Raw genomic sequence first — 25,430 nt, 5'->3', positions numbered from 1 at the left:
CCCGACGGGTTCATCGGTTCACACCGGCTCACGCGGCCAACAACACCAGCGGCCCGATGGTGACCAGCAGACCCACGCCGAGCGCGAGCAGCGTCGTCGGCAGGTCCTTGGTGCGCCGGACCACATGCGACAGCGTCACGATGCCGAAGATCACCAGGACCGCGAGCACCAGCGCGAAGTACGGATTCCAACGCCACAGTTCGGTGAAACCCCAGAACAGGCCGACACCGACCGCGAGGCCGACGATCGCCTGTCCGAACAACACCAGCCAGGCCTTCACCGGCGACTCCTCGGCGTCGTCGGTCGCCCGACCGTCCGGTGCCGGTGTGTCGACGGTGCCGGTCCGCTCGGCGGACTCCGCGTCCGCGGCCGAATGCACGACGTCCTGGCCGGCGTGCTCCGCCGTGGCGGCTGCCGAGTCGGGATCGGCGTCGTCATCGGAGGTCTCGTCGATGTCCGTGGTGTCGTGCAGGGCATCGAACTCCGCCTGGCCCCCGGGCTCGGCGGGACCCTCCGGCTCGCGCTCCTTCACCAGGTCGACCCGGCCCTCGTTGCCCTCGGAAGCGGACTCGATCGGTTCGATGGCCTCGGTCGGGTGGTCGTCGGTGGGGCGGTCGGCGGTCTGGAGACCCTCGGTCTCGTCAGAGCCGGTCCACCGACCGTCGGCCTCATGGGTCTCGGGGTGCGCCGCGGCGATCGCCGCCGTCGTCCCACCCGCGGTTGCGGCGGCGGCCGCGGTGGCTGCCCAGTCGTGTGTCGACTCGTTGCCGTCGGTGTGTGCGTCCGGGTGGTCGTCGGTGTGGCGTTCGGGGTCGTTCCGGTCCCGGTTCTTGCCGCCGAAGAGCTTGCGCGCGAACCCGACGACACCCGACGGCCCCGTCTTCTTCGACGCCCCGATCTTGCTGGCCGGGCCCCCGGACCGGCCCTTGCCCCCCGGCCCGTCGTTCCCGCTCTCCACGTCGGCGAAGTTGCGATAGGCGTCGAAGTCCATGACCTCGGAGAACCCGCCGTCGCCGCGCTCGCGGGGGCCGTCGGTGCCCGAGTCGACCTCGGTCAGGTCGTAGGTGACCACGTCGTCGGAGTCGACGACCGACAGATCCGACCCGTTCTCACCCACCACCGGGATGATGCCGGTGACGGCGTTCGCCGACTCCTGGTCGACGGGAGCGGAATCTCGCGGCGGCGTCTGCCCGAGGCGACGTGCCACCGCCTCGGAGCTGAAGTCGCGCGTCGACATCGGCGGGACGGCTCCCTGGCCGTAACCGGGCATCCCGCTGGCGGTGCGGTTACCCGGCCGTGCCTGGTGCTGCTGATCGGCGCGCGGCCGGTCGACGACGGGCTGATCGTCGGCCGGGCGGCGCGGGACCGGGTTCGTCGAACGCGGGAACGGCGCGGCGGCCGCGGCCGGACGGCTCCGCGGGGTCGTGTCCCGCTCCGGGGCACCGTTCTCCGCAGCAGTCTTCTGCGGAGCTGTCTTCTCCGGAGCTGCCTTCTCCGGGGCCGCCGTCTCCGCAGGCGCGGTGCTCGCTGGTGGGGCAGCCGGCTCGGGCCGGGTTGCGGGTTCGGGCCGGGCAGCCAGCTCGGGCCGGGCCGCGGGCGCCGCGGAACCCTCGCCCGCGTCGGCGACCTTCGGGATCTCGCCGGTCAGCTCGGACACCGAGAACGATCCGTCCCGGCCGGCGCGTCGGCGGCCGCGGCCGTCACGGGTACGTGCCGGCGAGTCCCCCTGGGACCCCTGCGAGCGGGCGAGAAGTTCCGACACCGAGATGGGTCGGGATTCGGGCTCCGAATCCTTCGGCATGTAGTGGCTCTCCGTCCTCGTTCTCGAACGTTTGGGTCCGGGTCTACCAGGGTGTCAGCCGACGCCCTCGCGAACGCCCTGCACCGGTGTCGGCTCCAGCGCGTCGGCCTGCTCCGCGTCGAGTCGGCGCAGGATCACACCTTCCCGGAGTGCCCACGGACAGATTTCCAGTGTATCGACTTGCAACGCGCGCATTGCCGCCTCGGCGACCAGCGCTCCGGCGACCAGCTGGCCCGCCCGGTCCGAGCTGACGCCCTCGAGTTCGGCGCGATCGGCCTTGGTCATGCGGGAGATGAAGGAGATGAGCTGACGAAGCCCGCTCGTCGTCAGTTCGCGGCGCACCCGCGGTCCGGCGCTCGACGGCGCCGCGCCGGTCAGCCGGGCCAGGCTCCGGAAGGTCTTCGACGTGCCGACGCACAGATCCGGCGCGCCGGGTGCGAGCAGCTGGGCCGCCGGAGCGCGGAGCTCGGCGTCGAGCCAGTCGCGCAGCACGCCGACCCGCCGCCGGTCCGGCGGATCGTCGGGCAGCCACTCGCGGGTGAGTCGTCCGGCCCCCAGCGGCAGTGACAGCGCGACGTCGGGTTCCTCGTCGACGCCGTTGGACATCTCCAGGGAGCCGCCGCCGATGTCGAGAGCGAGGATGCGGCCGGCGCTCCAACCACGCCAGCGACGCACCGCCAGCGACGTCAACCGGGCCTCGTCGCGCCCCGACAGGACGAGCACGCGCACCCCGGTCCGCTGCTCGATCTCGTCGAGCAGGTCGTCGGAGTTCGTCGCATCGCGCACGGCCGACGTCGCGAACGCCATCATCTGCTCACACCCGGACGTCCGGGCGATGTGGGTGAACTCGTCGATCGACTCGATGAGCTTGGCGACGGCGCGATCACTCATCCGGCCGTCGGCGTCTATCTGTTCGGCCAGGCGCAGGACCGCCTTGCTCGAACTCATCGGGGTGGGGTGACCGCCACGATGGGCGTCGACCACCAGGAGGTGGACTGTGTTGCTGCCCACGTCGAGGACTCCTAAGCGCACGGGTCAACGGTAGTGCAGCCGCCCGCACCGCCCGATCCCGGCTACCGTGTAAAGGTGACCGCCATTTCGCCGTCCGCGCCTCGCATCGATCCCGCGCCGGAGGTCGAACTCGACTTTCCGCGCGAATGGTACGAATTCGCCGATCCCGCCGACCCCGAGCACGTCATCCGGGCCGATCTCACCTGGCTGCTCTCGCACTGGACATGTGTGTTCGGCACACCCGCATGTCAGGGCATCCTCCCGGGCCGGGAGACCGACGGGTGCTGCAGTCACGGCGCGTATCTGTCCGACAAGGACGATCGCAAGACCCTCGCCCGCGGCGTCGCGATGCTGACGCCAGAGGACTGGCAGTTCTACAAGAAGGGCTCCGGCAAGGATCCGGTCGGCCCGAAGGGGTACCTCGAGGAGAGTGACCTCGATGACGAGCCCGCCCTGAAGACGCGACTCCACAAGGGCGCGTGCATCTTTCTGAACCGACCCGGGTTCGCCGGCGGTGTCGGGTGCGCGCTGCACTCGATGGCGCTGCGCAAGGGACTCGAACCGCTCACGGTCAAACCCGACGTGTGCTGGCAGCTGCCCATCCGTCGTGAGCAGGACTGGATCGATCGCCCCGACGGCACCCAGGTGCTCCAGACGACGATCACCGAATTCGACCGGCGTGGCTGGGGCGAGGGCGGCCACGATCTGAAGTGGTACTGCTCGGGTTCCCCCGACGCCCACATCGGGGCCAAGCAGGTGTGGGAGTCGTACGCACCCGAGCTCACCGCCCTGCTCGGCGAGGCCGCCTATGCGGCGCTGGCAGCGGCCTGCCGACGCCGGAACGGGCTGGGGCTCATCGCGATCCACCCGGCGACGCAGGCCGCGACCCAGCGCCGCGAGACCGACGTCAAGTACGAGCTGCAGCCCTCGGAGTAGTCCCCGGGGCGCCGCGGCCCGGCCGGCTCACGCCTCGAGCTTGTACCCGAGGCCGCGGACGGTGATGAGGTGCTTCGGATTCGCCGGGTCGGGCTCGATCTTCGAGCGCAGGCGCTTGACGTGCACGTCGAGCGTCTTGGTGTCGCCGACGTAGTCGACGCCCCACACCCGGTCGATGAGCTGACCCCGGGTCAGGACGCGGCCGGAGTTGCGCAGCAGATACTCGAGGAGGTCGAACTCCTTGAGCGGCAGAGTGATCGACGTTCCGTTGACCGACACGGTGTGTCGCTCGACGTCCATCCGGACCGGCCCGGCCTCCAGGATCCCGATCTCCAGACCGTCGTCGGGCACCTCCCCGCCGCGCCGCAGCACCGCGCGGATGCGGGCGATCAGCTCGCGCGCCGAATACGGCTTGGTCACATAGTCATCCGCGCCGAGTTCGAGGCCGACGACCTTGTCGATCTCACTGTCGCGCGCGGTCACCATGATCACCGGGACATTCGACCGGGTGCGCAGGGCCTTGCAGATCTCGGTTCCGGACATCCCGGGCAGCATGAGATCGAGGAGCACGATGTCGGGACTGACCCGATCGAAGGTCGACAACGCCTGCGCGCCATCGGTGATGACGCTGGCCTCGAAGCCCTCTTTGCGCAGCAGGAAGGCCAGCGGATCCGCCAGCGATTCCTCGTCCTCGACGATCAGAACGTGGGTCAACTCTTGTTTCCTTCGGTGGGTCGGGCAGATGGGTCGTCACCCTCCGCGGAGGGAAGTGCGCGGGGCGGCGCATCGGGATCCGACAGCGCCTGCTGGGCGGCCGGCGGCCAGCCGGCGTCGGACAGGTCCTCCGGAATGCACAGCGTGAAGGTCGAGCCGGTGCCGGGTTTGCTCCACAGGTTGATGGTCCCGCCGTGGTTGGCGGCCACATGCTTGACGATGGCCAGTCCGAGTCCGGTGCCGCCGGTCATCCGGGACCGGGCCTTGTCGACCCGGAAGAACCGCTCGAAGACCCGCTGCTGATCCTCCGGCTCGATCCCGATCCCCCGGTCGGTCACCGCGATGGCGACCATCGGCCGCCCGTCGATCTTGATCACGCGGCGGCTGATCGACACCACGGTGTCCGACGCCGAGTACGAGATGGCGTTCGAGATGAGGTTGTTCAGTGCGGTGAGCAGCAGCGGACGGTCGCCGCGGATGATGACGCCGATCGGACCGTCGGCGCGCAGTTCGATGGCCGCCGCCTCGGCGGCGAGCGTCGCCGCGGTCAGCGCGTCGTCGATGAGCGAGTCGACATCGATGCAGGTGAACTCCGGTGTGACGCCGTCCTGGAGTCGGGACAACGCCAGCAGCTCGCTCACCATGTTGCCCATGCGCTTGGTCTCGCCGACGACGCGGCGACCGAAGTGCTGCACCGAATCGGTGTCGTCGGCCGACTCGAGCAACGCCTCGGCGAGCAGCCCGATCGCGCCGACGGGGGTCTTGAGTTCGTGCGAGACGTTGGCGACGAAGTCGCGCCGGGTGGCCTCCACGCGTTTGTGTTCGGTGTCGTCGAGTCCGTACGCGACGACATAGCGTTCCTCGCCCTGCGCGACGATCCGCGCGTGACAACGCACGTGCTCGACACTGGGCCGGGGCGTCCGTCCGGTAGAGACGAAACCGAGACTCGACATCGGCGGGCTGAACTCGAAGCGCCGTTCGACGCCGGTGTCGAGCACTTCCTTCACGGCCTCCCACACCGGGTCGGCCAGCAGCATCTCGCGTACGAGCCCGAGTTCGACGGCCCGCTGGTTGTACAGCACGACGTCGCGGAACTCGTCGACCACGGCGATGGCGGTCTCGGTGTTACGCACGACCATGCTCAACAGACCGGCCTTGGTCATGCGGCCGTCGTCGGTGGTCGCCTGCACGTCGGAGTCACGGACCTCGGCCGAGGCCGGCACCTCACGGGGACCGAGGGTCGTCTCGGGAACGAAGTCGGCGGCGGTGGATGCGGAACGACGCGGGATGCGATCGAGGAACGCGAAACCTCGGGACCGGTCCCGGTCCCGGGTGCGTCGACCGATCACGACACCGAGGCAGAGCGCGAGTACGAACGCGATCGTCGCGGCGAAGATTGCGGCGGTCACAGGGGCAGCTTACGGCTCGACCAACACCGAACGCACATCTGACGAAGGTGTTCGACAGTTGTTCACGCGGAGTTGGCCGGAGTCCCTGCCGACGCGGCGGCGCGCTTCCCCGGTACCGGGGCGGCCGTGTCCGGACCGGTCATTGCGGAACCGGAACCGCCATGTCCGCGAACTCGGGGTGACGCTCGATGAAGCGCTGCACGTAGGAGCAGACCGGCACGACCTGCTTGCCGCCGCGCCGGATGTCCTCGAGGACCGCCTGGACCAGTTGGCCCGCATACCCGTGACCGCTGAACTGCTCGCGGATCACGGTGTGCGTGATGACCACCTGGTAGGGCTCGGAGACATAGTCGAGGTAGCCGACGATCTCGTCGTCGCCCTGGGAATCGGCGACGAGGATCGCCTCGTACCGCTCCCGGGCAGGTGAGTGCTCGATTCGCAGGGTGCCCATGTCCGCCATGCCGTCCAATGTAGCGCGCGCCACACCGTCGACGCCATGGCGAAACGTGTCACGTCTGGATGTCCGAACGGATCCCGCCGACTACTTCTGCCCCTGGGCGGCCACCGCGGCGGCACCCGCGGCGGCGGCCTCGGGGTCCAGGTAGGTACCACCCGGATTGAGCGGCTTCAGGTCGTCGTCGAGGTCGTATCGAAGCGGGTTGCCGGTGGGGATGTTCAGTCCGGCGATGTCGTCGTCGGAGATGCCGTCGAGGTGCTTGACGAGCGCGCGCAGCGAGTTGCCGTGTGCCGCGAGCAGCACGTTCTTCCCCGCCCGGACGTCGGCGACGATCGTCTCGAGGTAGTACGGGATGAACCGCTCGACGACGTCCTTGAGGCACTCGGTCAGCGGCACCTCGGGGAGATCGGCATACCGCGCGTCGCCCACCTGGCTGTATTCGGCATCGGGTTCGATCGCCGGCGGCGGGGTGTCGTAACTGCGGCGCCACAGCATGAACTGCTCGTCGCCGAACTTCTCCTTGGTCTCGGCCTTGTTCAGGCCCTGCAGCGCGCCGTAGTGACGTTCGTTGAGTCGCCAGTCGCGGATCACCGGGATCCAGAGCCGGTCGGCCCGGTCGAGGGCGATGTGCGCGGTCGTGATCGCGCGGCGCAGCAGCGACGTGTAGACGACGTCGGGCAGCAGGTCGTGCTCGACGAGGAGCTCGCCCCCGCGTTCGGCCTCGGCCCTGCCCTTGTCGGTGAGCGCCACATCGACCCAGCCGGTGAACTGGTTGGACGCATTCCATTCGCTCTCGCCGTGCCGCATCAGGATCAGGGTGCCGTTGCTCATGGCCGATAGTTTTCCACAGTCGGTGCGCACCCTCTCCTCACCGGCGCCGGAACCCCCGGCCGGACCCCGGCGCGCACCTGGTGACGACGAAATGGTAATGAACCGGTCGATTCGCCGCGCGAACGGCCATGGGCGGGTCTAGCGTTAGCGCATGACAGCCAGTACAGACGCCGGCGCGACCGGCCAGAATGCGGAGAAGCAGCCCGAGCTCAAACGCGTGTTGGGCTGGAAGCTGTTGTTGCTGTTCATCATCGGCGACATCCTGGGCACCGGCGTCTACGCACTCACCGGCCAGGTCGCCGGCGAGGTCGGGGGCGCGGCGTGGCTGCCGTTCCTGATCGCGTTCGCGGTGGCGACGCTGACGGCGTTCTCCTACCTGGAGCTGGTCACCAAATATCCCCAGGCCGCCGGCGCTGCCCTGTACGTGCACAAGGCTTTCGGCGTCCACTTCATCACCTTCATCGTGCTGTTCACCGTGATGTGTTCAGGTATCACCTCGGCGACCACCGCGTCCCGCGCGTTCGCGGTGAACATGCTGACCGGCATCAACGGCGGCGAGTCCCCGGATGCGACACACCCCGCGCTGCTGTTCATCGCGATCGGCTTCCTGCTGCTGGTCATGTTCATCAACTTCCGCGGCGTCGCCGAGGGCGTCGGGACCAACGTGGTGCTGACCCTCGTCGAGCTGACGGGCCTCCTGCTGGTCATCTTCATCGCCTTGTTCTTCGTGTTCGGCGGCAACGCCGATCACTGGGATGCGGTGGTGGTTTTCGAATCGCCGGAGGAGCGGAACATCCTCATCGCGGTATCGGCGGCGACGGCGCTGGCGTTCTTCGCACTGGTCGGATTCGAGGACTCGGTCAACATGGCCGAGGAGTGCAAGGAACCGACCAGGATCTTCCCCAAGGTCATGCTCAGTGGTCTGGGGATCACCGCGGTGGTGTACGTGCTCATCGCAATCCTCGCAGTCGCGATCGTGCCGGTGGGGGTGCTCGCCGAGAGCGAGACCCCGCTCGTGGACGTCGTGCAGACCGCCGCCCCGGACTTCCCGATGACCGAGCTGTTGCCGTGGATCTCGATGTTCGCAGTCGCTAACACGGCCCTGATCAACATGATGATGGCCAGCCGGCTGCTGTACGGGATGGCCAAGCAGGGTGTCCTGCCCCAGTTCCTGGCCTACGTCCATCCCGGACGCCGGACCCCGTTCGCCGCGATTGTGTTCACCACCGTCATCGCGCTCTGCCTACTGGTCTACGTCAGCGCCGATCCGAAGGGTTCCATCGTCGGACTGCTCGGCGGCACCACCGCACTGCTGCTCCTCGCGGTGTTCACCGTCGTCAACGTCTCCGTCCTGGTGCTGCGCAAGGATCACGTGGGACACAACCACTTCCGCACCTATACGCCGGTTGCGGTGCTCGGCGCCGTGACCTCCGGGGCGCTCACCCTCCCGTTTGCCCGCGCCGACAACCAGCAGTACGTGATCGCGGCCTGGCTACTCCTGCTCGGCGTCGTGCTGTGGGCGTTCACCTACTGGCATCAGAAGCGAACCGGCGCCGAAGCGGCCTCCTACGACGACATCCCGCCCCACGAGATTCCCTGACGCACAGACGAGTACGACGTTGTGCCCGGCTTCCGGGCACAACGTCATACGGATGTCAGACGCAGAGACTACTTGCGGAGGTCCTTGCGCAGGATCTTGCCCGAGGCCGACTTGGGGATCGTCTCGATGAACTCGACTGCCCGGACCTTCTTGTGCGGGGCCACCTTCGACGCCACGAACTCGATGACCTCGTCGGCGGTGATCTCCGCATCGGGCTGGCGCACCACGAAGGCCTTGGGGATCTCCTCGCCCGACTCCGCCTCGATCACGCCGATGACCGCGGCGTCGGCGATCTTGTCGTTGGTGAGCAGCAGTGCCTCGAGCTCGGCCGGCGGCACCTGGTAACCCTTGTACTTGATGAGCTCCTTGAGCCGGTCGACGATGTAGACGCATCCGGTCGGGTCGACCTGCGCCATGTCGCCGGTGTGCAGGTAGCCGTCGGCGTCGATGGTGTCGGCGGTCGCCTGATCGTTGTTGAGGTAGCCCAGCATCACGTTCGGCCCCTTGACCCACAGCTCGCCCGGCTCCGACAGTCCCTCGCTCGGCAGCTCGATCTCCGCACCCGATGCGGGGTCGACGATCTTGTTCTCCGAGTTGGGCACCGCCCACCCGGTCGAGGACAGCGGGGGGTCCTGCTGACCCAGCAGACCGGGGGTGTCGGCCGGGATGATGTGACTCACCGGCGACAGCTCGCTCATGCCGTAGCCCTGCAGCATGTGCAGGTCGAGGCGCTTGGCGACGGCCTGACCCAGCTCGTCGTCGAGCGGCGCCGCGCCCGACATCATCGTGTGCAGCGAGGACAGGTCGTAGTTGTCGATGATCGGGTGCTTGGCCAGCGCCACGGCCACCGGCGGAGCGATGTAGGCCATGGTGACCTTGTGGTTCTGGATGTTCTCGAGGAACTCGACGAGGTCGAAACGCGGCATCACGACCAGCGACGCCCGGTTGTAGAGCGCCGCGTTCAGCAGCACCGTCATGCCGTAGATGTGGAAGAACGGGAGCACCGCGATCACCACGTCGTCGGCGCCCATGCCCTGCAACGGTCGGATCTGCGCGACATTGGCGACCAGATTGCGATGCGAGAGCGCGACGCCCTTCGGATTCCCGGTGGTACCCGAGGAATACGGCAGGACCGCGACGTGCGTGGCCGGATCGAACGACACCTCCGGTGCGGCCAGTCCGGCGCCCAGGAGGTCCGCCGCGTTCGGGTGGCCGGAGGCGTCCTGGCCCTCGCCGTCGAGGACGATCAGGTCGGCATCCGCCAGCCCGACCTCGTCGGCGGCGGCCTTGGCCTGCTCCAGCATCGGCGAGATGGTCACCAGCATCTTGGCGCCGGAATCCCGCAGCTGCTTGGCGATCTCGGGTCCGGTGAAGAGTGCGTTGATCGTCGTCGCGGTGCCGCCGGCCCGCAGAATCCCGTGGAACACCGTCGCGAACGCCGGGATGTTGGGCGACAGGATGCCCACCACGTCGCCGACGCCGATACCCCGCGACGCCAACGCGCCCGCCGCCGCCTCGACCTGCGAGATCAGCTGCGCGTAGGTGGTCGTCGCCCCCGACTTCGGGTCCACCAGCGCGGTACGGGCGAGGTCCTCCTCGGCCACCGCGCCGAACAGGAACTCGAACACACTGACGTCCGGGATCTCGACGTCGGGGAACGGACTCGTGAAGCTCATGACACCTCCATTGGGGAATTTCTCGACCGCATCGTATCAACGCATGTTGACACGATGTGACGTGGACCTCTCTCGAGAGAGTCTACGATTCGTCCGATTCGGCGGTCGACGGATCCTCGGTCACGCTCTGCGCACCGTCGACGACCGATTCACCCGGTACGTAGCGGCCTTCGAGCGGCTTCCCCGCCTCCGGCAGGGACTCCTTGTCGATGAGGTGCTCGAAGGCGAGCAGGTTGCGCAGCGATTCGCCGCGCGACACCCGCCACGCCCACTCCCGCTGGATCGAGGTCAGGAACCCGAGTTCGAGCAGGGTGTTGAAATCCCCGTCCGCAGCCTCGAGGACCTGCCCCAGGACGCGGTCGACCTCGCCGGAACTCAACCCGTCGGCGGAGATCCGGCCCACGAGGTAGATGTCACCGGTGTTGTCGATGGTGTAGGCGACGCCGTACAGCCGGCGGTTGCGCTTCAACAGGTACTTGTACACGCCGGCGTGGTTCTCGTCGGGCCGGCGGCACACGAAGGCCTCCACCCGGACGCCGTGCTCGCTCGCCGTCAGCAGCACGGTGGTCTTGAGTTTGCGTTCGCCGGGCAACTCGACCACCACGTGGTCGACGTCGGCCCCGCCGCCGCTCTTGCGTGCGAAGGCGATCTCGTTCTCGCCCAGCGTCTTCTCCAGCAGGTCGACGACCTCGTTGCGACTCACGGCATCCTCTCGTCGGTGGTATCGGAAACCCCTTGCGCAGCGGGCGAATTCGGCACAGCGTCAGACGGTGACCCGGTTGCGCCGACGACGCCAGCGGCGTCGGAGACGAGCCGAGGCCGCGGCCGTCGCGGACACCTCGGGCGACGCCGGGCGCTGGTGCGCGGCGAACGACCGCATCGCCCGGCCGTAACTCTCGAGGAGCTGATCGACCGTGTGTTCCCAGGAGAACTGCTCGGCATGGGCGCGGGCGTGCTGTCCGAGCTCGACGAGTCGATCGGGTTGCGCGAGAAGCTTTTCCAGCGCATTCGTCCAGTCCCCGACCCGATGCCCGTTGACCAGTACACCGGTCCGGCCGTCGTCGACCGCCACCCCGAGGCCACCCACATTCGCGGCGATGACGGGCGTCCCGCAGGCCTGCGCCTCGATCGCGACCAGTCCGAAACTCTCCGAATGACTGGGCACGGCAACCACATCCGACGCCCGGTAGACCTGCACCAGACGGTTCGCCGGCTGGGGCGGCAGGAAGGTGACCGAATCGGCGATCCCGAGTTCGGCGACCTGATCCATCAGCGCGGTGGGCCGTTGCAGCCCCGATCCCGACGGCCCGCCGACGATGAGCACCCGCAGCCTCCGCCCGGTCGCGGCGGACTCGCCGATGAGCGGCGCGACCGCGGCGACGAGGAGGTCCGGGGCCTTCAACGGTTGGATGCGCCCGACGAACGTCACGATCATCTCGTCGGGGTCGAGGCCGAGCTCCGCGCGGGCGACAGCGGCGGAACCCGGTGTGTAACAGTCGAGATCGGCACCCGGGGTCACCACGTCGATACGGTCGGCGGCGGCACCGTACATCGAGAGCAGTTCGGTCGCCTCGGTCTGGGTGTTGGCGACCAGGCGATCGGCCTCCCCGACCACCTGCTGCTCCCCGATGACCCGCAGCTGCGGCTCGGCGGTGTCGCCGTCGGCCAGCGATGCGTTCTTGACCGCGGCCAGGGTATGCGCGGTGTGCACCAGGGGGACGCCCCACCGGTCGCGGGCGAGCCACCCCACCTGGCCGGAGAGCCAGTAGTGCGAGTGGATGACGTCGTAGTGACCGGGCGCCTGCGCGGCCTCGGCACGCAGGACCCCGGCCGTGAACGCGCACAGCTGGGCGGGCAGGTCGCGCTTGTCGAGGCCCTCGAACGGGCCGGCGACGACGTTGCGCACCGTCACCCCCGGCGCCGCGGCGACCGACGCCGGGTCGGCCGACGACGTCGCGCGGGTGAAGATCTCGACCTCGACTCCCCGACGGGCCAGCCGCGTCGCGGTCTGCCAGACGTAGACGTTCATCCCGCCGGCGTCGCCGGTGCCCGGTTGCGCCAGCGGCGAGGTGTGCACGGAGATCAGCGCGACACGCCGCGGCGACGGGCTCGAGGTCATGGTCTCCACCATAGAGAAACGCCGTGTCGGGCGAGGAGTCCCCCGGCCTGCGGACACCCTGCACGCCCGTCGCCGCGATCACCTAGACTGCTTTCGGTAACGATTGTCATTTGCGTGAAGGTTGTCGATGAAGAAATCCCTGCTGGCCACGGCCGGTGTGCTGTCCGCCGCCGCCCTGGTGTTGTCCGCCTGCTCCAGCGACTCCGGCGGGACCGACGGCCCCCCGACCGTGGTCGCGTCCACGAACGTCTGGGGTTCGGTGGCGGCCGCGGTCGCCGGCGACAACGCCGAGGTGACCGCGCTGTACACCAACGCCGACGGTGATCCGCACGAGTTCGAGCCCTCGGCGGCGGACACCGCGACGATCGCCGACGCCGACATCCTCGTCTTCAACGGCGGCCACTACGACTCCTACATGGAGGAGGCGGCGGCCAACTCGGACGCGACGGCGGTCGACGCCTACGCCCTGCTCGGCAGCGACGAGCATGCCGACGAGGCCGGTGGCGAGCACGCCGACCACGGCGACGAGCACGCGTCCGGCGATCACTCCGACGGGGCCCACGACCACGCGCACGGCGACCAGAACGAGCACGTCTTCTACGACCTCCCCGTCGTCGCCCAGGTGGCCGACAAGGTCGCCGACGCGCTGGCCGAGAAGGATCCGGGCAACGCGGAGTCCTACCGCGCCAACGCCGAGACCTTCACCACCGGCATCGACGGTCTGCGTGCCAAGCTGACCACGATTCGCGAACAGCACGCCGACACCGAGGTCGCCCAGACCGAGCCGCTCGCGGGCTACATGCTGACCGAGGCCGGGCTCGTCGACATCGCGCCGGCCGGTTTCACCCAGGCCGTCGAGGAGGGCCAGTCACCCGCGGCCGCCGACCGTGCGGCACTGCAGGACATCCTGGCCGACCGGCGGGCGAAGGTGCTGATCTACAACACCCAGGCCGTGGACCCGGTGACACAGGCCATGCTCGACGTCGCGCGCTCCGCGGGCGTCCCGGTCGTGGAGTTCACCGAGACCCTGCCCGACGGCGTCACCGACTACGTCGTGTGGCAGGGCGCCCAGATCGACGCCCTGACCGCGGCGCTGGGTTCCGGCTCCAATTGACCGGGGCAGGCGACTCGACCGGGGCAGGCAGGGGCAGGCCGGTCGTGGAGTTCACCGGCGCCCGGCTCGCGTTCGGCGACCGGGTTCTCTGGGACGACCTCGACCTGACGATCGAACCCGGTGAGTTCGTCGCGGTCCTCGGGCCCAACGGCTCCGGCAAGACGTCGTTCCTGCGGGTTCTGTTGCACCAGTACGCGCTCGACCACGGCACCGTGACCACCACCGACGCGGTGGGCTACATCCCCCAGCAGCACGCCGAGGACGACGCCGACCCGATGGCCATCCGCGGCCGGGACCTCGTCGGGTTCGGTGTCGACGGCGGCCGCTGGGGTGTCGGACTCCGGGGCCGGGCACGACGCCGCGCACTCGTCGACACCGCGCTCGGTTCGGTGGACGCCCTGCCGTACGCCGACGCCCCGCTGGGCGTCCTGTCCGGCGGCGAGCAGCAACGGCTACGCGTCGCCCAGGCGGTGGTGAGCGATCCCGCGCTGCTGCTCTGCGACGAGCCGCTCGCCAGTCTCGATCCGACCAACCAGCAGGTGGTCGTGGACCTCATCGATCGCCGACGCCGGGACGCCGGGACCGCCGTCGTGTTCGTGACCCACGAGATCAACCCGATCCTCCCCTATGTCGACCGCGTCCTGTACCTCGTCGACGGCCGGTTCCGCATCGGCGAGCCGCATGAGGTGATGACGACGGAGACGCTGAGCGAGCTGTACGGCAGCGACGTCGAGGTGTTGCGCGTCAACGGCCGTCTGGTCGTGATCGGTGGCGAGGACGCCCACCACTGCGCCGCCGACGGCGAACCGGGTGTCGCGAGGCGAGGCGGTCCGGCGTGAGCGTCACCCACCTCTCCGTCGACCGCTCGCTGAGCGACCTCTGGGATTTCTCCACCACCATCGACCTGCTGGGTTACGACTTCATGCAGCAGGCACTGCTCGCGATGGTGCTGCTCGGTCTCCTGGGCGGCCTGCTGGGCCCGCTCATCGTCGCCCGGCAGATGTCCTTCGCGGTGCACGGCGCCAGCGAACTGTCGGTGACCGGTGCCGCGGCGGCCCTGCTGATCGGGTTCAGCGTGAACCTCGGCGGCGTCATCGGCGCGGTCATCGCCGCGGCCGTGTTCGGCTTCCTCGGCAACAAGGCGCGGGAGCGCGATTCGGTGATCGGCGTCGTGATGGCGTTCGGCCTCGGCATCGGCGTCCTCTTCCTGGCCTTGTACGGCCGGATCGGGACCGGCTTCGCGTTGCTGACCGGTCAGGTCGTGAGCGTGGGCATCAACGGCCTGGTCGCGATCGCCATCACCACGGGCATCGTGGTCGTCGCGCTGGCCGTCATCTACCGGCCACTGCTGTTCGCCTCCACCGATCCCCGCGTCGCGCAGGCGCGGGGGGTACCCATCCGGACCCTGTCGGTGGTGTTCGCGATCATCATGGGCCTGGCGGCCGCGCAGGGCGTGCAGATCATCGGCGCGCTGCTGGTGATGTCGCTGATGATCACCCCGGGCGCCGCCGCCGCCCGCGTCACGTCGAATCCGACGCGCACGCTGGTGCTGTCGGTCGTGTTCGCCGAGGTCGCGGCGGTCGGCGGGCTGCTGATGTCGCTCGCTCCCAAGCTGCCCGTGTCGGTCTTCGTCACGATCATCTCGTTCGCGATCTACGTCGTGTGCCGGATCATCGGCAACCGCCGCGTCCATCGCACGCGCTGATCCGACAGAACACAACCACCGCTTCCTAATCCGAGAGACGACCTGCCTCCTGCTCCCTGAGGAGCGCCCGGAGCTTGCGGAGGGCGCGGCCAACCACCGCTCCCTGAGGAGCGCCCGGAGCTTGCGGAGGGCGCGGCCAACCACCGCTCCCTGAGGAGCGCCCGGAGCTTGCGGAGGGCGCGTCACGAAGGGTCTTCGCAACCCCGACTCACCAAGACCCTTCGTGACGCTCGCAAGCTCGCTCCTCAGGGAGCAGGGAGGCCGCTTCGCTCGCACCGCAGTACCTTTCATTCCTCGGCGAAGCCGGGGTTGCAGCCGGCGCCGACCATGTCCTCCTCGGCGACGACCGGCCGGCCGGGTTCGAGGTTCCAGCTGGGCTTCTCGGGTTCGACGATGCGGGCGAACCGCCAGTGGCAATCGAACTGGGCCTGCATCCCGGGGGTGTCGGCGGTGGGGTCGAGAGCGACGACCTCCGCCCACGCGGCGGCCATCGCGCCGGGGTCGGTGGTGTAGCGCCCGGAATTCGTGGGGAACACCGAGAGGCTCGGACCGACCGCGGTGTCGGTCCACTCGGTCCGCTCGATGTACGGCGGGCGGTGGACGATCGTCGGCGCGCTCTCGGTGGGCGAATACGGGCCCGATGAATACGGGGTGGGCGACGGGCTCGTCGTGCTCGAGCCGATCGTGGTCGGACCCGGTGCTGCGGCGGGGTCGACCTTGTCTGTCCCGCACGCGGACAGGACCGCGGCGACGGCCAGCGCGCCGGCCGCGGCGCGCCACCGCCTCCGGCCTCCGTCGGCCACTCCCACACCCGCCCCGCGCAACCCCGTCGACATACCGACACCCTAGGTGACGGGTAACCTGCACCTTGTGGTCCGCCGGCGCACGCACAAGCGGGCGGTCGGGTTGTTCGTCACCGCGATCGCCGTCGTCGTGCTGTGCCTCGCGGGGTGTGCGCGCACCCCCGATCCGGGACCTCCCCAGATCACCCAGTCGCATCGCGCCTCGACCACTCCCACCGGTCTGGTGCTCGACGGAAAACCCTGGTGGCCCGCGGGTTTCAACGCGTACCAGCTCAGCACCGACTGGTCGGTCAACCGAGGCTGCGGCGCCCAGGTCGAAGCCGACGAGTACTTCGACAGACTCCCGCCCCGCGCGCTGACCCGCTTCAACCTGTACTCGGTCTTCGCCGTCGACAAGCGCAGCGGGCTCATCGATTTCGGGCCGATCGACCGGGTCTTCCAGGCCGCGGCCCGGCATCATCAGATGGTCCTGCCGGTCCTCACCGGAGGCTCGGGCGACTGTGAGGACGAGCGGTTCAAGGAGCGCGACTTCTACGTCGACGGTTGGCAGAGCGAGGAGATCGTCGGCGGGCTGACGTACGCGGAGTGGGTCGAGATCGCGGTGACCCGCTGGCACGACGAGCCGTCGATCGCCGGCTGGGAACTCGTCGGGGAGCCCGAGGCGAGCGAATGCGGTCCGGCCTCGTGCGACTGGGAGGCGCGAACGTGTCCCGACGATGCCACGGCCGTGTTGCGCTCGTTCTTCGACCGCGCCGGCGCCCATCTCCGGGCCTACGACGCCGACCGGCCGATCTTCTCGGGAGTGGTGGGGGGCGACCAGTGCGGCCTGGCGGGCGCGGGTTATGCCGAGGTCCTGGGCTCGGCCGGCGTGGACGTGCTCGACTTCCACGACTACCGCTCCGATGTCGATCCCGAATCGGGGCCCGCGGGCAGCAATCTGCGCGCACGACTGGCGCAGGCTCGCGAGCTCGGAAAACCGCTGGTGGTCAACGAGATCGGGATACACGCCGGCTCATGTGGCTCGATCGCGAACCGGGCCGAACAGTTCGAGACCATCATCGCGCGCCACCGCGACGCCGGGGTCGCCGGCGCGCTGCTGTGGTCCTTTGTCCCGGACCCGCGCGGCGCGCAGTGCACGTACGACATCGGGTTGCAAGACCCGGCCTGGAATGTGGTGCGCGAGTACGCCTCCTGACCCGCCCGCGGCGACTTACGGAGTCACACCAGCTGATACAGCCGCCAGTCCGGCAGATCCGCGCCCTGGTTGCGCGCCTCGAGGACGAGAACCCCGATCTGGGCGCCGTTCTCGTAGATGGTCGGATACCGCTGGTTGACCGCGTCGGAGAGTCCCCGACCTTCCGGTGGGACGGTGAGGAAGTAGCGCACACCGCCGCCGACCGGGTCGTTGAGCAGCTGCGCGAAGTCGCGATCCGACGGGATGACGAACTGGCGCGGCCGCTCGGACTGGACCACCACCGCGAAGCCGTACACGGTGTCGCACAACACCGCGCCGTCGGGCAGGTCCAGACCGTCGAGATACTGCGCCAGCGCCCGCTCGGTGGAGAACGACCGCACGATGCGCTGCTCGCCGAGGTACTTCTGGTCCACCGAGTCCGGGCGCGGATCGACCACCGATCCGAGCGCGAACTCCTGCGGCGCGTACTTGGGTGACGTCATCCCGGCGGCGGTGACCGGGATCGCGGTGGCGACCACGACGATCACGATCGTCGCGGCGATCTTGTTACTCCAACGCGAGGCATAGGGGCGGGGCGGCAGAATGTCCGAATGCCTGCCCTCGCGACGCATCGGAACCTGCTGCCGCAGGGGCACAGACAACAGGGCGATGACCGCGGCGAGCAGGACCACGGTCATGTAGAACCGGAGAAAGCCGAACGTCGAACCGCGTGAGTAACCGAAGACCTGAAACGCCAGCACGGCCACGATCAGCAGTGCGGGCAACATCGCCGCAAGCCGATGACGTCGGGCACGGACCCCGATGACTCCGAGAATGAGTATCGGAAGCAGTGGTGCGAGGAGGAAGATCTCGGTGAAGGAGAACCCGATCGCATCCCCGGTCGTCGACGACCCGCTACCACCGGATTGGGCGATGATCGCGGCGTTCCCGTACTCAGAGGTGAACTGCGCGAACGCGTCACCGGTGATGAGCCAGCCCGCCGCGGCCCAGGCGAGAAAGGCCAGGGCGCTGGGCGCCACCACCAGGGTGATGTCGAGGAGCGTGCGCGACACCCGTTTTCGGCGGTCGCGACGTGTGTAGGTCACCCATCCGACGACGAAGGCCGCGGCCAGTGCGGCGGCACCGCCGTCGTAGCGGGTGAGATAGGACAGGCCGAGCGCGATCCCGGCCACCACGAGCTCGTGGACGTCGTCTGAGGAGACCCACCGGATCAGACGACGGGTGGCCCAGGCCAAGAAGAAGAGGTACGGCGCCTCGCTCATCCCGTTCGCGGCATAGAGGACGATCATCGGATTGATCGCGTAGAAGATCGTGAAAGTGCCTGCCACGAGCGGACGCAGGCCCTGGTCGCGCGCGATCCCCGACGCCTGCACCACCGATCCGGCCATGAACGCCGACGACATGATCACCGCCGAGAGCGCCTGCGTCGTCATCTCCGGGATCCACGGGGTGAGCGCGGTCAGCGGCAGCTGGACGATGGCGGTCAGCGGAGTGAAGATGAACCCGATCGCCGCGAGATGCGGTGTCCGACTGAACAGCACGCTCTGTGCCGACTGCACCCTCGAGAGCGCGTCGCCGAAGAACAGCTGCACCTCGCTGACGAGGTAGACCCCGATGACGAGGTACGGGATCCACGTCGCGAGGAAGATCAGCACCGAGGCCGGGACACGGCGGGTCACGTCGGCTCCTGCCCGTCGGGATCGGTGTCCGGTGAACTGCTCGTCGACAGACCGTGAAAGGTCTTCTCCCAGTACGACGGATTGACCAGGATCTGCCACATGCCCTTGATGGCGGCAACACTCATCATCAGCCAGTACAGCGGGATCAGGAGCGCCGAGCCGAGCAGTTCGCTGCGATCGTCCTCGCGGATCGCGATGAGGTTCATGTACAGCGCCGCCCCGTTGCCCAACAGCAGCGAGATCAACGACAGGTAGTAGATGGGTCCGGGGAACAGCTCGGCGACGACCGGTGGCTGTCCGCCGATCCACAGCGCCAGGATCAGCCAGAACACCATGTTCAGGCAGGCGATCACCGGGGTCCCGGCGATCAGCAGCGTGAAGCGCACGAACGCGACGGGCCCGAGGATGTGCCAGAGCTTGACCGGGTGCCGCATGTGGACGAGCCACGTCTGCATGTAGCCCTTGTACCAACGGGAGCGCTGGCGGACCCAGTTGATGGCATCGACATTCGCTTCCTCCATCGTGACCGAGTCCAGCACCAGGGTGCGGTATCCGTGGTCGGCGATGCGGACCCCGAGGTCGGCGTCCTCGGTCACGTTGTAGGGGTCCCAGGCGCCGATCGTGTCGAGGACATCGCGCCGGAAGTGATTCGACGTGCCGCCCAACGGTATCGGCGCGCGACTGACCATCATGCCAGGCAGCAGGAAGCCGAACCAGATGCCGTAGTCGGCCGTGAACCACTCGGTCAGCATGTTGTCGCGTACGTTGTGGAAGCTGAGCTTGCCCTGCACGCAGACCACCGAGTCGTCGCCGGAGTTGTTCAGCACGTACACCGCCCGACGCAGCTGCAACGGGTCGGGTTTGTCCTCGGCGTCGAAGATGGTGACGATGTCGCCGGTGGCGAAGTGCATGCCGTAGTTGCAGGCCTTCGGTTTGGTCCGCGGCTGTGCCGGGGGTGTCAGGACGACCGTGACGATCCCGTTCTCCTCCACCCCGCGCGCCGCCTCGATCGTCGGCTCGTCGTCCTCTTCCAGCAGCAGCAGGACCTGGAGCTTGTCCCGTGGGTACTCGATCGTCTCCATCGCGGCCACCAGTTGACCCACCACCTCCGGCTCGCCGTAGGCCGGGACGAACACGGTGTAGGCGGGCAGCTCGTCGTCGGGGATGGACCGGGCGTCCTCGTCGGAGACGCGGATGGCACCGTTGACCAGCCCCCGCCGGAAGATCACCAGGCGGTCGGCGAGGGTCACCACGTATCCCATCGTGGCGATCGAGACCAGGGTCGCGCAGGTCCCGACCGGCTCGATCGCCATCGCGACGGCGATGATGCCGAGCAGCGCGAACCCGATGATCTTCTGAATCCGGCTGAAGGCCACCGAGGCCGACATGTCTTCGTCGGCGTTGCGAAGACGGTTCACGGCGTCTTCGAGGGCCTGCGCGCGGTAGTCCGGGTCGGCGAGCAGTTCGGCCACCGGACGCGTCGGTCTCGTACTGCGCGCGACCCCCGGCTTGTCGGCGGCTGCGGCGTGCCCGGGACCGGCCTCGTCGATGCTCATGCACCCGCCCCCCGAGCGGCCCCGAGCTGGACCCGGATGAGCTCCCCGGCCAGGCCGATGAGCAGGGCCTCGTCCTTGAGTTGCGGGTCGGTGTCCAGCAGGACCGAGTTGCCCCGCAACAGGATCGTCATCAGCGAGTTCATGTTCGCCAGGATCGTGATGCGCGGCTCCGGGAAGTATGCCTCGGGCTCGTGGTTGTCGACTGCCCACAGCATGACCTGCTGGGTGCGGTTGCCGTTGTTCCACCGCCAGGACAACACCGTGTAGGTGAGGTAGCGCTCGTCGTCGACGACACTCCACACCCGACCCCGGACCCCGTTCGACAGTTCCACCTCGATCGGAAGGCTCGTGCGTTCGCTGGACAGGTCGTAGCGGAAGATGTCCGGGTAGACGTCGAGGACGAGTGGCCGCCTGCTGTCGACGCTGTCGACGACCACCCGCCGGGGACGCGCGAACTTGTCGTAGGCCCGGTTGCCGCGGGTCTGCACCAGGACCTGGCGGATCAGCACGGACCCCGGCCCGTAGAGGCGTGACACCCACCCATAGACACCCAGGGACTCCTGCCGCCAGCCGACCGGGACCACGAGCGGCTCACCGATACCGAGCTGCGGATAACGATTGCTCTGATAGTTGCTACCCACCGGCGGGGTGGGGCACAGCGCCAGCAGGACCGCCACGAGCAGCACCACCAGACCCGGCCGGCCCACGAACGGGACTTTCGGCGGACTGATCTGGCCGGCCTCGGGCGGTGACCACCTGCGCCCCCCGCGTCGCCGATAGTCGGACAGCATGTAGGCCGACGTCGCGATGGCCGCGATCAGGCCCGGACAGGGCACGACGATGTTCCGGGGCGCGCCGAGCGCGTCGAACACGAACAACGCGACCAGGCCCACCGCACCGGCCAGCAGCGCCGCGAGCAGCTTCCGCCGCCACGTCCGACCCACTGCGATCGCAGTCGCGGCGACGGCCATCAGCACCACCACGAACCCGGCGGCGAGCGACGTCCCACCCATGATCAGCACGACGGCGCGGACCGGCGGCGGGAAGATGAGCACCAACAGCAGCCACACCCACCGGTAGCGGGCCGCCGGACGCAGCCCGAAGAGCAGAACCGCCGCGCCGAAGACGAACAACCACAGGGCGAGCAGATCCATGTGGGTGGTGAGGTATGCACGCGCATAGCGCGGGTTGACCAGGTACTTCATCGCCAGCGCGAGGATCAGCACCACGATGCCGACGATGACGTCGGTCTGCCGGTCGTAGATCGGCAGTTCGTCGACGGTGCGCCACGAGACCCCGATGACGGCGATCAGCGCGAGGACGACCAGCACCGGGACGTAGAGGATGAGCGTCTGCGCCATCAACTCGTCGACGATCGCGACGATGGTGTTCCAGAACCCCAGGGCCGTGCACCCGATCAGGAACAGCCAACGGGCCGCCACCAGCCACTCCGGGTGATCGACGAACGCGGGGTGCGGCGTCTCGGGCTTGCGGCGGGTGACGACGCCGACGAGCGTGGCGACCGCACTCGTTGTACCGGCCGGCCCCGGATCCGGGGTGGACGGTTCCGGGTTCTGGGCCGTGGTCGTCGCGGGAGCCTCGGGCACGCCGGTCAGCTCTCGGCGGTCCGCTGCCGTCGACGGCGCAAGATGAGCGTTGCCGCGACGGCCGCCACCACCACGATGCCGACCCCGACGACCGCGAACGCCACCCATGAGGTGTCGCCGGTCGACGATTCCGGCTGCTGCACATCGTCATCGATCACGAGCACCGGCTCCTGGCCGGACACCTGCAACAAGGCGTCGCCGTTCAGCGACGGCCAGCGATCGGGATCGGCGGCCAGCCAGTCGAGCAGGGCGTCGAGATCGGCGGCGTCGTTCGTCGAGGTCGCGACCAACACCGACCGGCCGGCATCACGGGCCACCTGCAGCGAACCGAAGCGCACGGTCGGCGACAGCAGCACCTCGGCACGCCGGCCGTCCGGATTGAGCACCGAGACCGTGCCGCCGTCGGCGGTCACCGGGAGCGACAGCTCGGGCAATCCCTGGCCGTCCGCGGCGATGACGACCGCGGGGGCCGAGGCCGACATGGCGTCGTCGAGCGGTACGACGTCGACTCCGAGACGCACCGCCGACAGTCGCTGCAGGCCCGACATCAGTGCCACCGCGCGGGCGACGTCGGCGACGTCACCGCGGGTCCAGGCCAACGAGTTCCGCGGCATCAACGCCTGCGGCAACGATGCGAACCCCGATGGTGTCGGCGGGTCGGCGACCTCGGATCGCACCTCACCGGACGAGTCCAGACTCAGCGAACTCCGCACTCCGGCGCCGCACTGCTCGCCGACGTCGCCGTGGTTGTAGGTGACGGTGACCTCGGTGAAACGCGTCAGCAGGTCGGCGGGGATGTCGACCCAGGAGTTGTAGCTGCCGGAGGAGTCGGCGGGCCAGGAGGCGATGACCCGGTCCCCGACGGACACCGCGATCTGGCCGCCCATCGGGGTGTAGGTGCCCTTCAGCTGGATTCGCACGTTCTGAGACGGCCGTCCCAGGCGCGTCTGGTCGACCCCGAACGAGATGGTCGGCCAGCCGGTCGCCGAGACGCGCTGATCCCCCACGCCCAGTTCGGCGAGCGTGGTGACCTCCGGCGCGAGTTGCGGTGCGGCGAAGGGCGGTCCGGCCACGGCCGCGGAGCTGACGGCGATCGACGAGAGATCGGAGGTGAGGAACTCGACCTGGGTCTCCAGGTCGTCCTCGCTGCCGCCGATGCGCAGCACCGGCCAGCCCGCACCCGGCCCCAGGCTGAGTCCGTCGGGCAGAGCCGAGTTGATGACGATCTGCCGCTCGAGCGGTTCGATCTCCTCGTCGGGTGCGGCATCGCCGCGCGGCAGCGAGTCCGTCTCGATCTCCACTGTCGCCGCACCGTAATTCGCGATCACGGCGGTCGCGAGCGACACGGCCGCAGCGCCCTCGGCGGGCCGTACGTCGTCGGGGACGAAGATGGTCAGCTTGCGCAGGACCGGCGGCAGGAACTCGGCGACGCTGTTCGGCGCGGCTTCCCGGCCACCGTATGTGACGGTCGCGTTCTGGATGCGCAACCCCGAATCGGGGTCGAACAGACACGATCCGGCCGTGCGCAGATAGGTCCGCAGGACGATGTCGGCGGCGTTGCGTTCGACCCGCACGCCGCGTAGCGACAGCGAGATCGGCGAATTCACAGCCGGATTGATCGGCGTCCGCGAGATCAGCCGGCCTTCCTGCAGGACGTCGATGTTGCCGCCGGTGACGAACGCGGGATACTGCGTGACGCCGCGCAATTCGGTGGGGGCGAGATCCGGCGGTACCGCGAGGGATAGACTCACCTCGCCCTGCTGTCCCGGGAACGCGATGGTCGGCGACGAACCGAGATCGCGAAGGTTCAGCGGCGCAGGCGGATCCCCCGGCGCCGCCTGTGCGGCCGGTGTCGACGGCGCCCCGATCGAGGCGATGCCGGCCAACAGCAGGCCCACCAGCAACAACGCCGGCCCTCGGCTACGTCGACAACGCGACTCGCCGCGGGTTTTCCAGGACACGTGCATTCGCCACCCTTCGAGTGACCCCCGTCCCGACCCTTGATCGCCCCGAAGAGAACCTATCCCACGACACGGCTCGGCACATATTTTCACGCGATCAGACCGGTGGGCCGGCGGGTGCGGTTCATCCGTGCCATCTCGATTCGCCAACGATGCCCCGAATCTGCACCTGACTCTGCGACCATGTCCTGCAGGTCGACACGTCCGGCGAGATTCGAGGGAGCGCGATGCGACAGGTTCACGCCGGCGAGCGCGTCGACGGCGGCGTCTACGTGGACATCGCCGACGCGACGATCTGGCACTTCACCGCCGGCGAGTCATTCGGCCCGCCGATGGTCCTGCTCCACGGGCTGTTCGCGTCGGCGTCGACGTGGGGAACGCAGATCCCCGCCTTCCTCGACGCCGGTCAGCAGGTGTTCGTACCCGAACGGCCCGGTCACGGTCACAGCCCCGACCTCCCCGGCGAGTTCCACCTCGACCGGATCGTGGAACGCACGATCGTCTATCTCGAGACCGTCGTGCGCCGGCCGGCCAATCTGGTGGGATGGGCCGACGGCGGCACCGTCGCCCTGCTCGTCGCCCGGGACCGCCCGGACCTCGTCCATCGGCTGGTGTTCGTCGGTGGATACCTGAACCGTGCCGGTCGGATGGCCGACGAGTTCATCTCCCGGGTGTCCCGCCGCGACCCGGTGACGATGGACTACCTGCGCATCTACTACGACACCACGTCACCGGACGGGCCCGGGCATTTCGAGACGGTCTTCGACAAGGCGGTCCGGATGCTCGCCGCCGAACCGGAGTGCGAGGTCACCGAATTCACCGGCGTCGAGGTACCGACGCTCGTGGTGGTCGGCGATCGCGGGCTCGTCCGTCTCGAGCACGCGCTCGAGCTGTCGCGGACGCTGCCGGCTGCCCGGCTGGCCGTGATCCCGGGCACCCACATCCTGCCGGTCGAATCGCCCGAGCTGTTCAACCCGCTCGTCCTGTCGTTCCTGGCCGCCGACCCCCCGTCGGTCTGGGAGTTCGGCTGACCCGCTCCCCCATCCGAAAGCACGACCTGCCCCTGTTCCCTGAGGAGCGCCCGGAGCTTGCGGAGCGCGCTACCCCACCGCTCCCTGACGAGCGCCCGGAGCTTGCGGAGCGCGCTACCCCACCGCTCCCTGAGGAGCGCCCGGAGCTTGCGGAGCGCGCTACCCCACCGCTCCCTGACGAGCGCCCGGAGCTTGCGGAGCGCGCTACCCCACCGCTCCCTGACG

21 protein-coding genes are annotated in these 25,430 nt (G+C 68.9%); 7 read left to right on the top strand and 14 right to left on the bottom strand.

All coding sequences use genetic code 11. The features are described 5' to 3' along the window. Positions 1–28: 28 nt before the first annotated feature. Complete coding sequence (locus ACFVHY_RS02395) at positions 29–1,801, bottom strand: hypothetical protein (RefSeq protein WP_390267920.1); 1,773 nt, start codon at positions 1,799–1,801, stop codon at positions 29–31. 54 nt (positions 1,802–1,855) lie between these two features. After that, positions 1,856–2,833 carry a hypothetical protein gene (locus tag ACFVHY_RS02390; RefSeq protein WP_390267917.1) on the bottom strand — a complete coding sequence of 326 codons (978 nt, stop codon included), beginning with the start codon at positions 2,831–2,833 and terminating at the stop codon, positions 1,856–1,858. A 54-nt stretch (positions 2,834–2,887) separates the two neighbouring features. On the opposite strand from ACFVHY_RS02390, the gene ACFVHY_RS02385 reads away from it, so the two are divergent. Continuing rightward, entirely contained in the window at positions 2,888–3,748 is an 861-nt protein-coding gene (locus ACFVHY_RS02385) for a hypothetical protein (protein WP_390267914.1), read from the top strand. 27 nt (positions 3,749–3,775) lie between these two features. Here the strand turns inward: ACFVHY_RS02385 and ACFVHY_RS02380 are convergent, their stop codons facing one another. The 4 genes from ACFVHY_RS02380 to ACFVHY_RS02365 all read right to left on the bottom strand — a co-directional run bounded on the left by ACFVHY_RS02380 (position 3,776) and on the right by ACFVHY_RS02365 (position 7,159). Next, complete coding sequence (locus ACFVHY_RS02380; RefSeq protein ID WP_390267911.1) at positions 3,776–4,462, bottom strand: response regulator; 687 nt, start codon at positions 4,460–4,462, stop codon at positions 3,776–3,778. Continuing rightward, positions 4,459–5,871, bottom strand: coding sequence for a sensor histidine kinase (locus ACFVHY_RS02375; protein WP_390267908.1), 1,413 nt, complete (start codon positions 5,869–5,871; stop codon positions 4,459–4,461). Before ACFVHY_RS02375 ends, ACFVHY_RS02380 begins: the two co-directional genes overlap by 4 nt. A gap of 139 nt (positions 5,872–6,010) precedes the next feature. After that, a complete protein-coding gene (locus tag ACFVHY_RS02370; protein ID WP_390267905.1) occupies positions 6,011–6,331 on the bottom strand; it encodes a GNAT family N-acetyltransferase in 321 nt (106 codons plus the stop codon). Positions 6,332–6,412: 81 nt separating this feature from the next. After that, the gene (locus ACFVHY_RS02365) at positions 6,413–7,159 is read right to left on the bottom strand and encodes a phosphoglyceromutase (protein ID WP_058252630.1); all 747 of its coding nucleotides are present in this window, start codon (positions 7,157–7,159) and stop codon (positions 6,413–6,415) included. A 151-nt stretch (positions 7,160–7,310) separates the two neighbouring features. Here ACFVHY_RS02365 and ACFVHY_RS02360 point away from each other — a divergent pair, with 151 nt between their 5' ends. Beyond that, the gene (locus ACFVHY_RS02360; protein ID WP_390267901.1) at positions 7,311–8,759 is read left to right on the top strand and encodes an APC family permease; all 1,449 of its coding nucleotides are present in this window, start codon (positions 7,311–7,313) and stop codon (positions 8,757–8,759) included. A 68-nt stretch (positions 8,760–8,827) separates the two neighbouring features. Here ACFVHY_RS02360 and ACFVHY_RS02355 read toward each other — a convergent pair whose 3' ends face one another. The 3 genes from ACFVHY_RS02355 to mshA all read right to left on the bottom strand — a co-directional run bounded on the left by ACFVHY_RS02355 (position 8,828) and on the right by mshA (position 12,554). Continuing rightward, positions 8,828–10,435 carry a 4-coumarate--CoA ligase family protein gene (locus ACFVHY_RS02355; RefSeq protein ID WP_390267898.1) on the bottom strand — a complete coding sequence of 536 codons (1,608 nt, stop codon included), beginning with the start codon at positions 10,433–10,435 and terminating at the stop codon, positions 8,828–8,830. A gap of 82 nt (positions 10,436–10,517) precedes the next feature. Then, positions 10,518–11,138 carry a YbjN domain-containing protein gene (locus tag ACFVHY_RS02350; protein WP_390267895.1) on the bottom strand — a complete coding sequence of 207 codons (621 nt, stop codon included), beginning with the start codon at positions 11,136–11,138 and terminating at the stop codon, positions 10,518–10,520. Positions 11,139–11,198: 60 nt separating this feature from the next. Beyond that, on the bottom strand, positions 11,199–12,554 hold the full coding sequence (gene mshA / locus ACFVHY_RS02345; protein WP_390267892.1) for a D-inositol-3-phosphate glycosyltransferase: 1,356 nt from the start codon (positions 12,552–12,554) through the stop codon (positions 11,199–11,201). Positions 12,555–12,681: 127 nt separating this feature from the next. Between mshA and ACFVHY_RS02340 the strand changes: the two genes are divergently transcribed. Genes ACFVHY_RS02340 through ACFVHY_RS02330 form a run of 3 tightly spaced genes read left to right on the top strand, consistent with a single transcriptional unit; the run spans position 12,682 to position 15,373 of the window. Beyond that, positions 12,682–13,668 (top strand): metal ABC transporter solute-binding protein, Zn/Mn family, encoded by a 987-nt coding sequence (locus ACFVHY_RS02340; protein ID WP_211538466.1) that lies wholly within the window; start codon positions 12,682–12,684, stop codon positions 13,666–13,668. Positions 13,669–13,712: 44 nt separating this feature from the next. Beyond that, a complete protein-coding gene (locus ACFVHY_RS02335; protein WP_390267888.1) occupies positions 13,713–14,507 on the top strand; it encodes a metal ABC transporter ATP-binding protein in 795 nt (264 codons plus the stop codon). Continuing rightward, a complete protein-coding gene (locus ACFVHY_RS02330) occupies positions 14,504–15,373 on the top strand; it encodes a metal ABC transporter permease (protein WP_390267885.1) in 870 nt (289 codons plus the stop codon). The genes ACFVHY_RS02335 and ACFVHY_RS02330 overlap by 4 nt, the downstream gene beginning before the upstream one ends. Positions 15,374–15,660: 287 nt before the next feature. Here the strand turns inward: ACFVHY_RS02330 and ACFVHY_RS02325 are convergent, their stop codons facing one another. Beyond that, positions 15,661–16,209: a DUF2599 domain-containing protein gene (locus ACFVHY_RS02325; RefSeq protein ID WP_390267882.1), complete on the bottom strand. Its 549-nt coding sequence runs from the start codon at positions 16,207–16,209 to the stop codon at positions 15,661–15,663. Between the two features lie 13 nt (positions 16,210–16,222). Here ACFVHY_RS02325 and ACFVHY_RS02320 point away from each other — a divergent pair, with 13 nt between their 5' ends. Then, entirely contained in the window at positions 16,223–17,371 is a 1,149-nt protein-coding gene (locus ACFVHY_RS02320) for a beta-mannosidase (RefSeq protein ID WP_390267879.1), read from the top strand. Between the two features lie 23 nt (positions 17,372–17,394). On the opposite strand, the gene ACFVHY_RS02315 is transcribed toward ACFVHY_RS02320, so the two are convergent. From ACFVHY_RS02315 to ACFVHY_RS02300, 4 genes are read right to left on the bottom strand one after another with little or no spacing between them, the layout of a single operon-like run. Beyond that, positions 17,395–19,050 (bottom strand): ABC transporter, encoded by a 1,656-nt coding sequence (locus ACFVHY_RS02315; RefSeq protein WP_390267876.1) that lies wholly within the window; start codon positions 19,048–19,050, stop codon positions 17,395–17,397. Next, a complete protein-coding gene (locus ACFVHY_RS02310; RefSeq protein ID WP_390267873.1) occupies positions 19,047–20,606 on the bottom strand; it encodes a glycosyltransferase in 1,560 nt (519 codons plus the stop codon). Before ACFVHY_RS02310 ends, ACFVHY_RS02315 begins: the two co-directional genes overlap by 4 nt. Further along, positions 20,603–22,213: a hypothetical protein gene (locus ACFVHY_RS02305; RefSeq protein ID WP_390267870.1), complete on the bottom strand. Its 1,611-nt coding sequence runs from the start codon at positions 22,211–22,213 to the stop codon at positions 20,603–20,605. Before ACFVHY_RS02305 ends, ACFVHY_RS02310 begins: the two co-directional genes overlap by 4 nt. A 5-nt stretch (positions 22,214–22,218) precedes the next feature. After that, positions 22,219–24,180: an LPXTG cell wall anchor domain-containing protein gene (locus ACFVHY_RS02300; protein WP_390267867.1), complete on the bottom strand. Its 1,962-nt coding sequence runs from the start codon at positions 24,178–24,180 to the stop codon at positions 22,219–22,221. Between the two features lie 221 nt (positions 24,181–24,401). On the opposite strand from ACFVHY_RS02300, the gene ACFVHY_RS02295 reads away from it, so the two are divergent. Then, positions 24,402–25,205, top strand: a complete 804-nt coding sequence (locus ACFVHY_RS02295; RefSeq protein ID WP_390267864.1) for an alpha/beta fold hydrolase — start codon at positions 24,402–24,404, stop codon at positions 25,203–25,205. Positions 25,206–25,430: the final 225 nt, after the last annotated feature.

This window comes from Gordonia sp. NPDC127522 (assembly GCF_042672305.1).
In the GTDB taxonomy this organism is placed as follows: Bacteria; Actinomycetota; Actinomycetes; order Mycobacteriales; family Mycobacteriaceae; genus Gordonia; species Gordonia hongkongensis.
The sequence above is the reverse complement of the archived record's forward strand: the minus strand, read 5'-3'. Positions and strand labels throughout refer to the sequence as shown.

Excerpts from the sequence above, each read along its gene's own strand:
- ACFVHY_RS02395 (WP_390267920.1), bottom strand. The coding sequence starts at position 1,801 with ATGCCGAAGGATTCGGAGCCCGAATCCCGACCCATCTCGGTGTCGGAA.
- ACFVHY_RS02370 (WP_390267905.1), bottom strand. The coding sequence starts at position 6,331 with ATGGCGGACATGGGCACCCTGCGAATCGAGCACTCACCTGCCCGGGAG.
- ACFVHY_RS02365 (WP_058252630.1), bottom strand. The coding sequence starts at position 7,159 with ATGAGCAACGGCACCCTGATCCTGATGCGGCACGGCGAGAGCGAATGG.
- ACFVHY_RS02360 (WP_390267901.1), top strand. The coding sequence starts at position 7,311 with ATGACAGCCAGTACAGACGCCGGCGCGACCGGCCAGAATGCGGAGAAG.
- ACFVHY_RS02355 (WP_390267898.1), bottom strand. The coding sequence starts at position 10,435 with ATGAGCTTCACGAGTCCGTTCCCCGACGTCGAGATCCCGGACGTCAGT.
- mshA (WP_390267892.1), bottom strand. The coding sequence starts at position 12,554 with ATGACCTCGAGCCCGTCGCCGCGGCGTGTCGCGCTGATCTCCGTGCAC.
- ACFVHY_RS02340 (WP_211538466.1), top strand. The coding sequence starts at position 12,682 with ATGAAGAAATCCCTGCTGGCCACGGCCGGTGTGCTGTCCGCCGCCGCC.
- ACFVHY_RS02325 (WP_390267882.1), bottom strand. The coding sequence starts at position 16,209 with ATGTCGACGGGGTTGCGCGGGGCGGGTGTGGGAGTGGCCGACGGAGGC.
- ACFVHY_RS02310 (WP_390267873.1), bottom strand. The coding sequence starts at position 20,606 with ATGAGCATCGACGAGGCCGGTCCCGGGCACGCCGCAGCCGCCGACAAG.
- ACFVHY_RS02300 (WP_390267867.1), bottom strand. The coding sequence starts at position 24,180 with ATGCACGTGTCCTGGAAAACCCGCGGCGAGTCGCGTTGTCGACGTAGC.
- ACFVHY_RS02295 (WP_390267864.1), top strand. The coding sequence starts at position 24,402 with ATGCGACAGGTTCACGCCGGCGAGCGCGTCGACGGCGGCGTCTACGTG.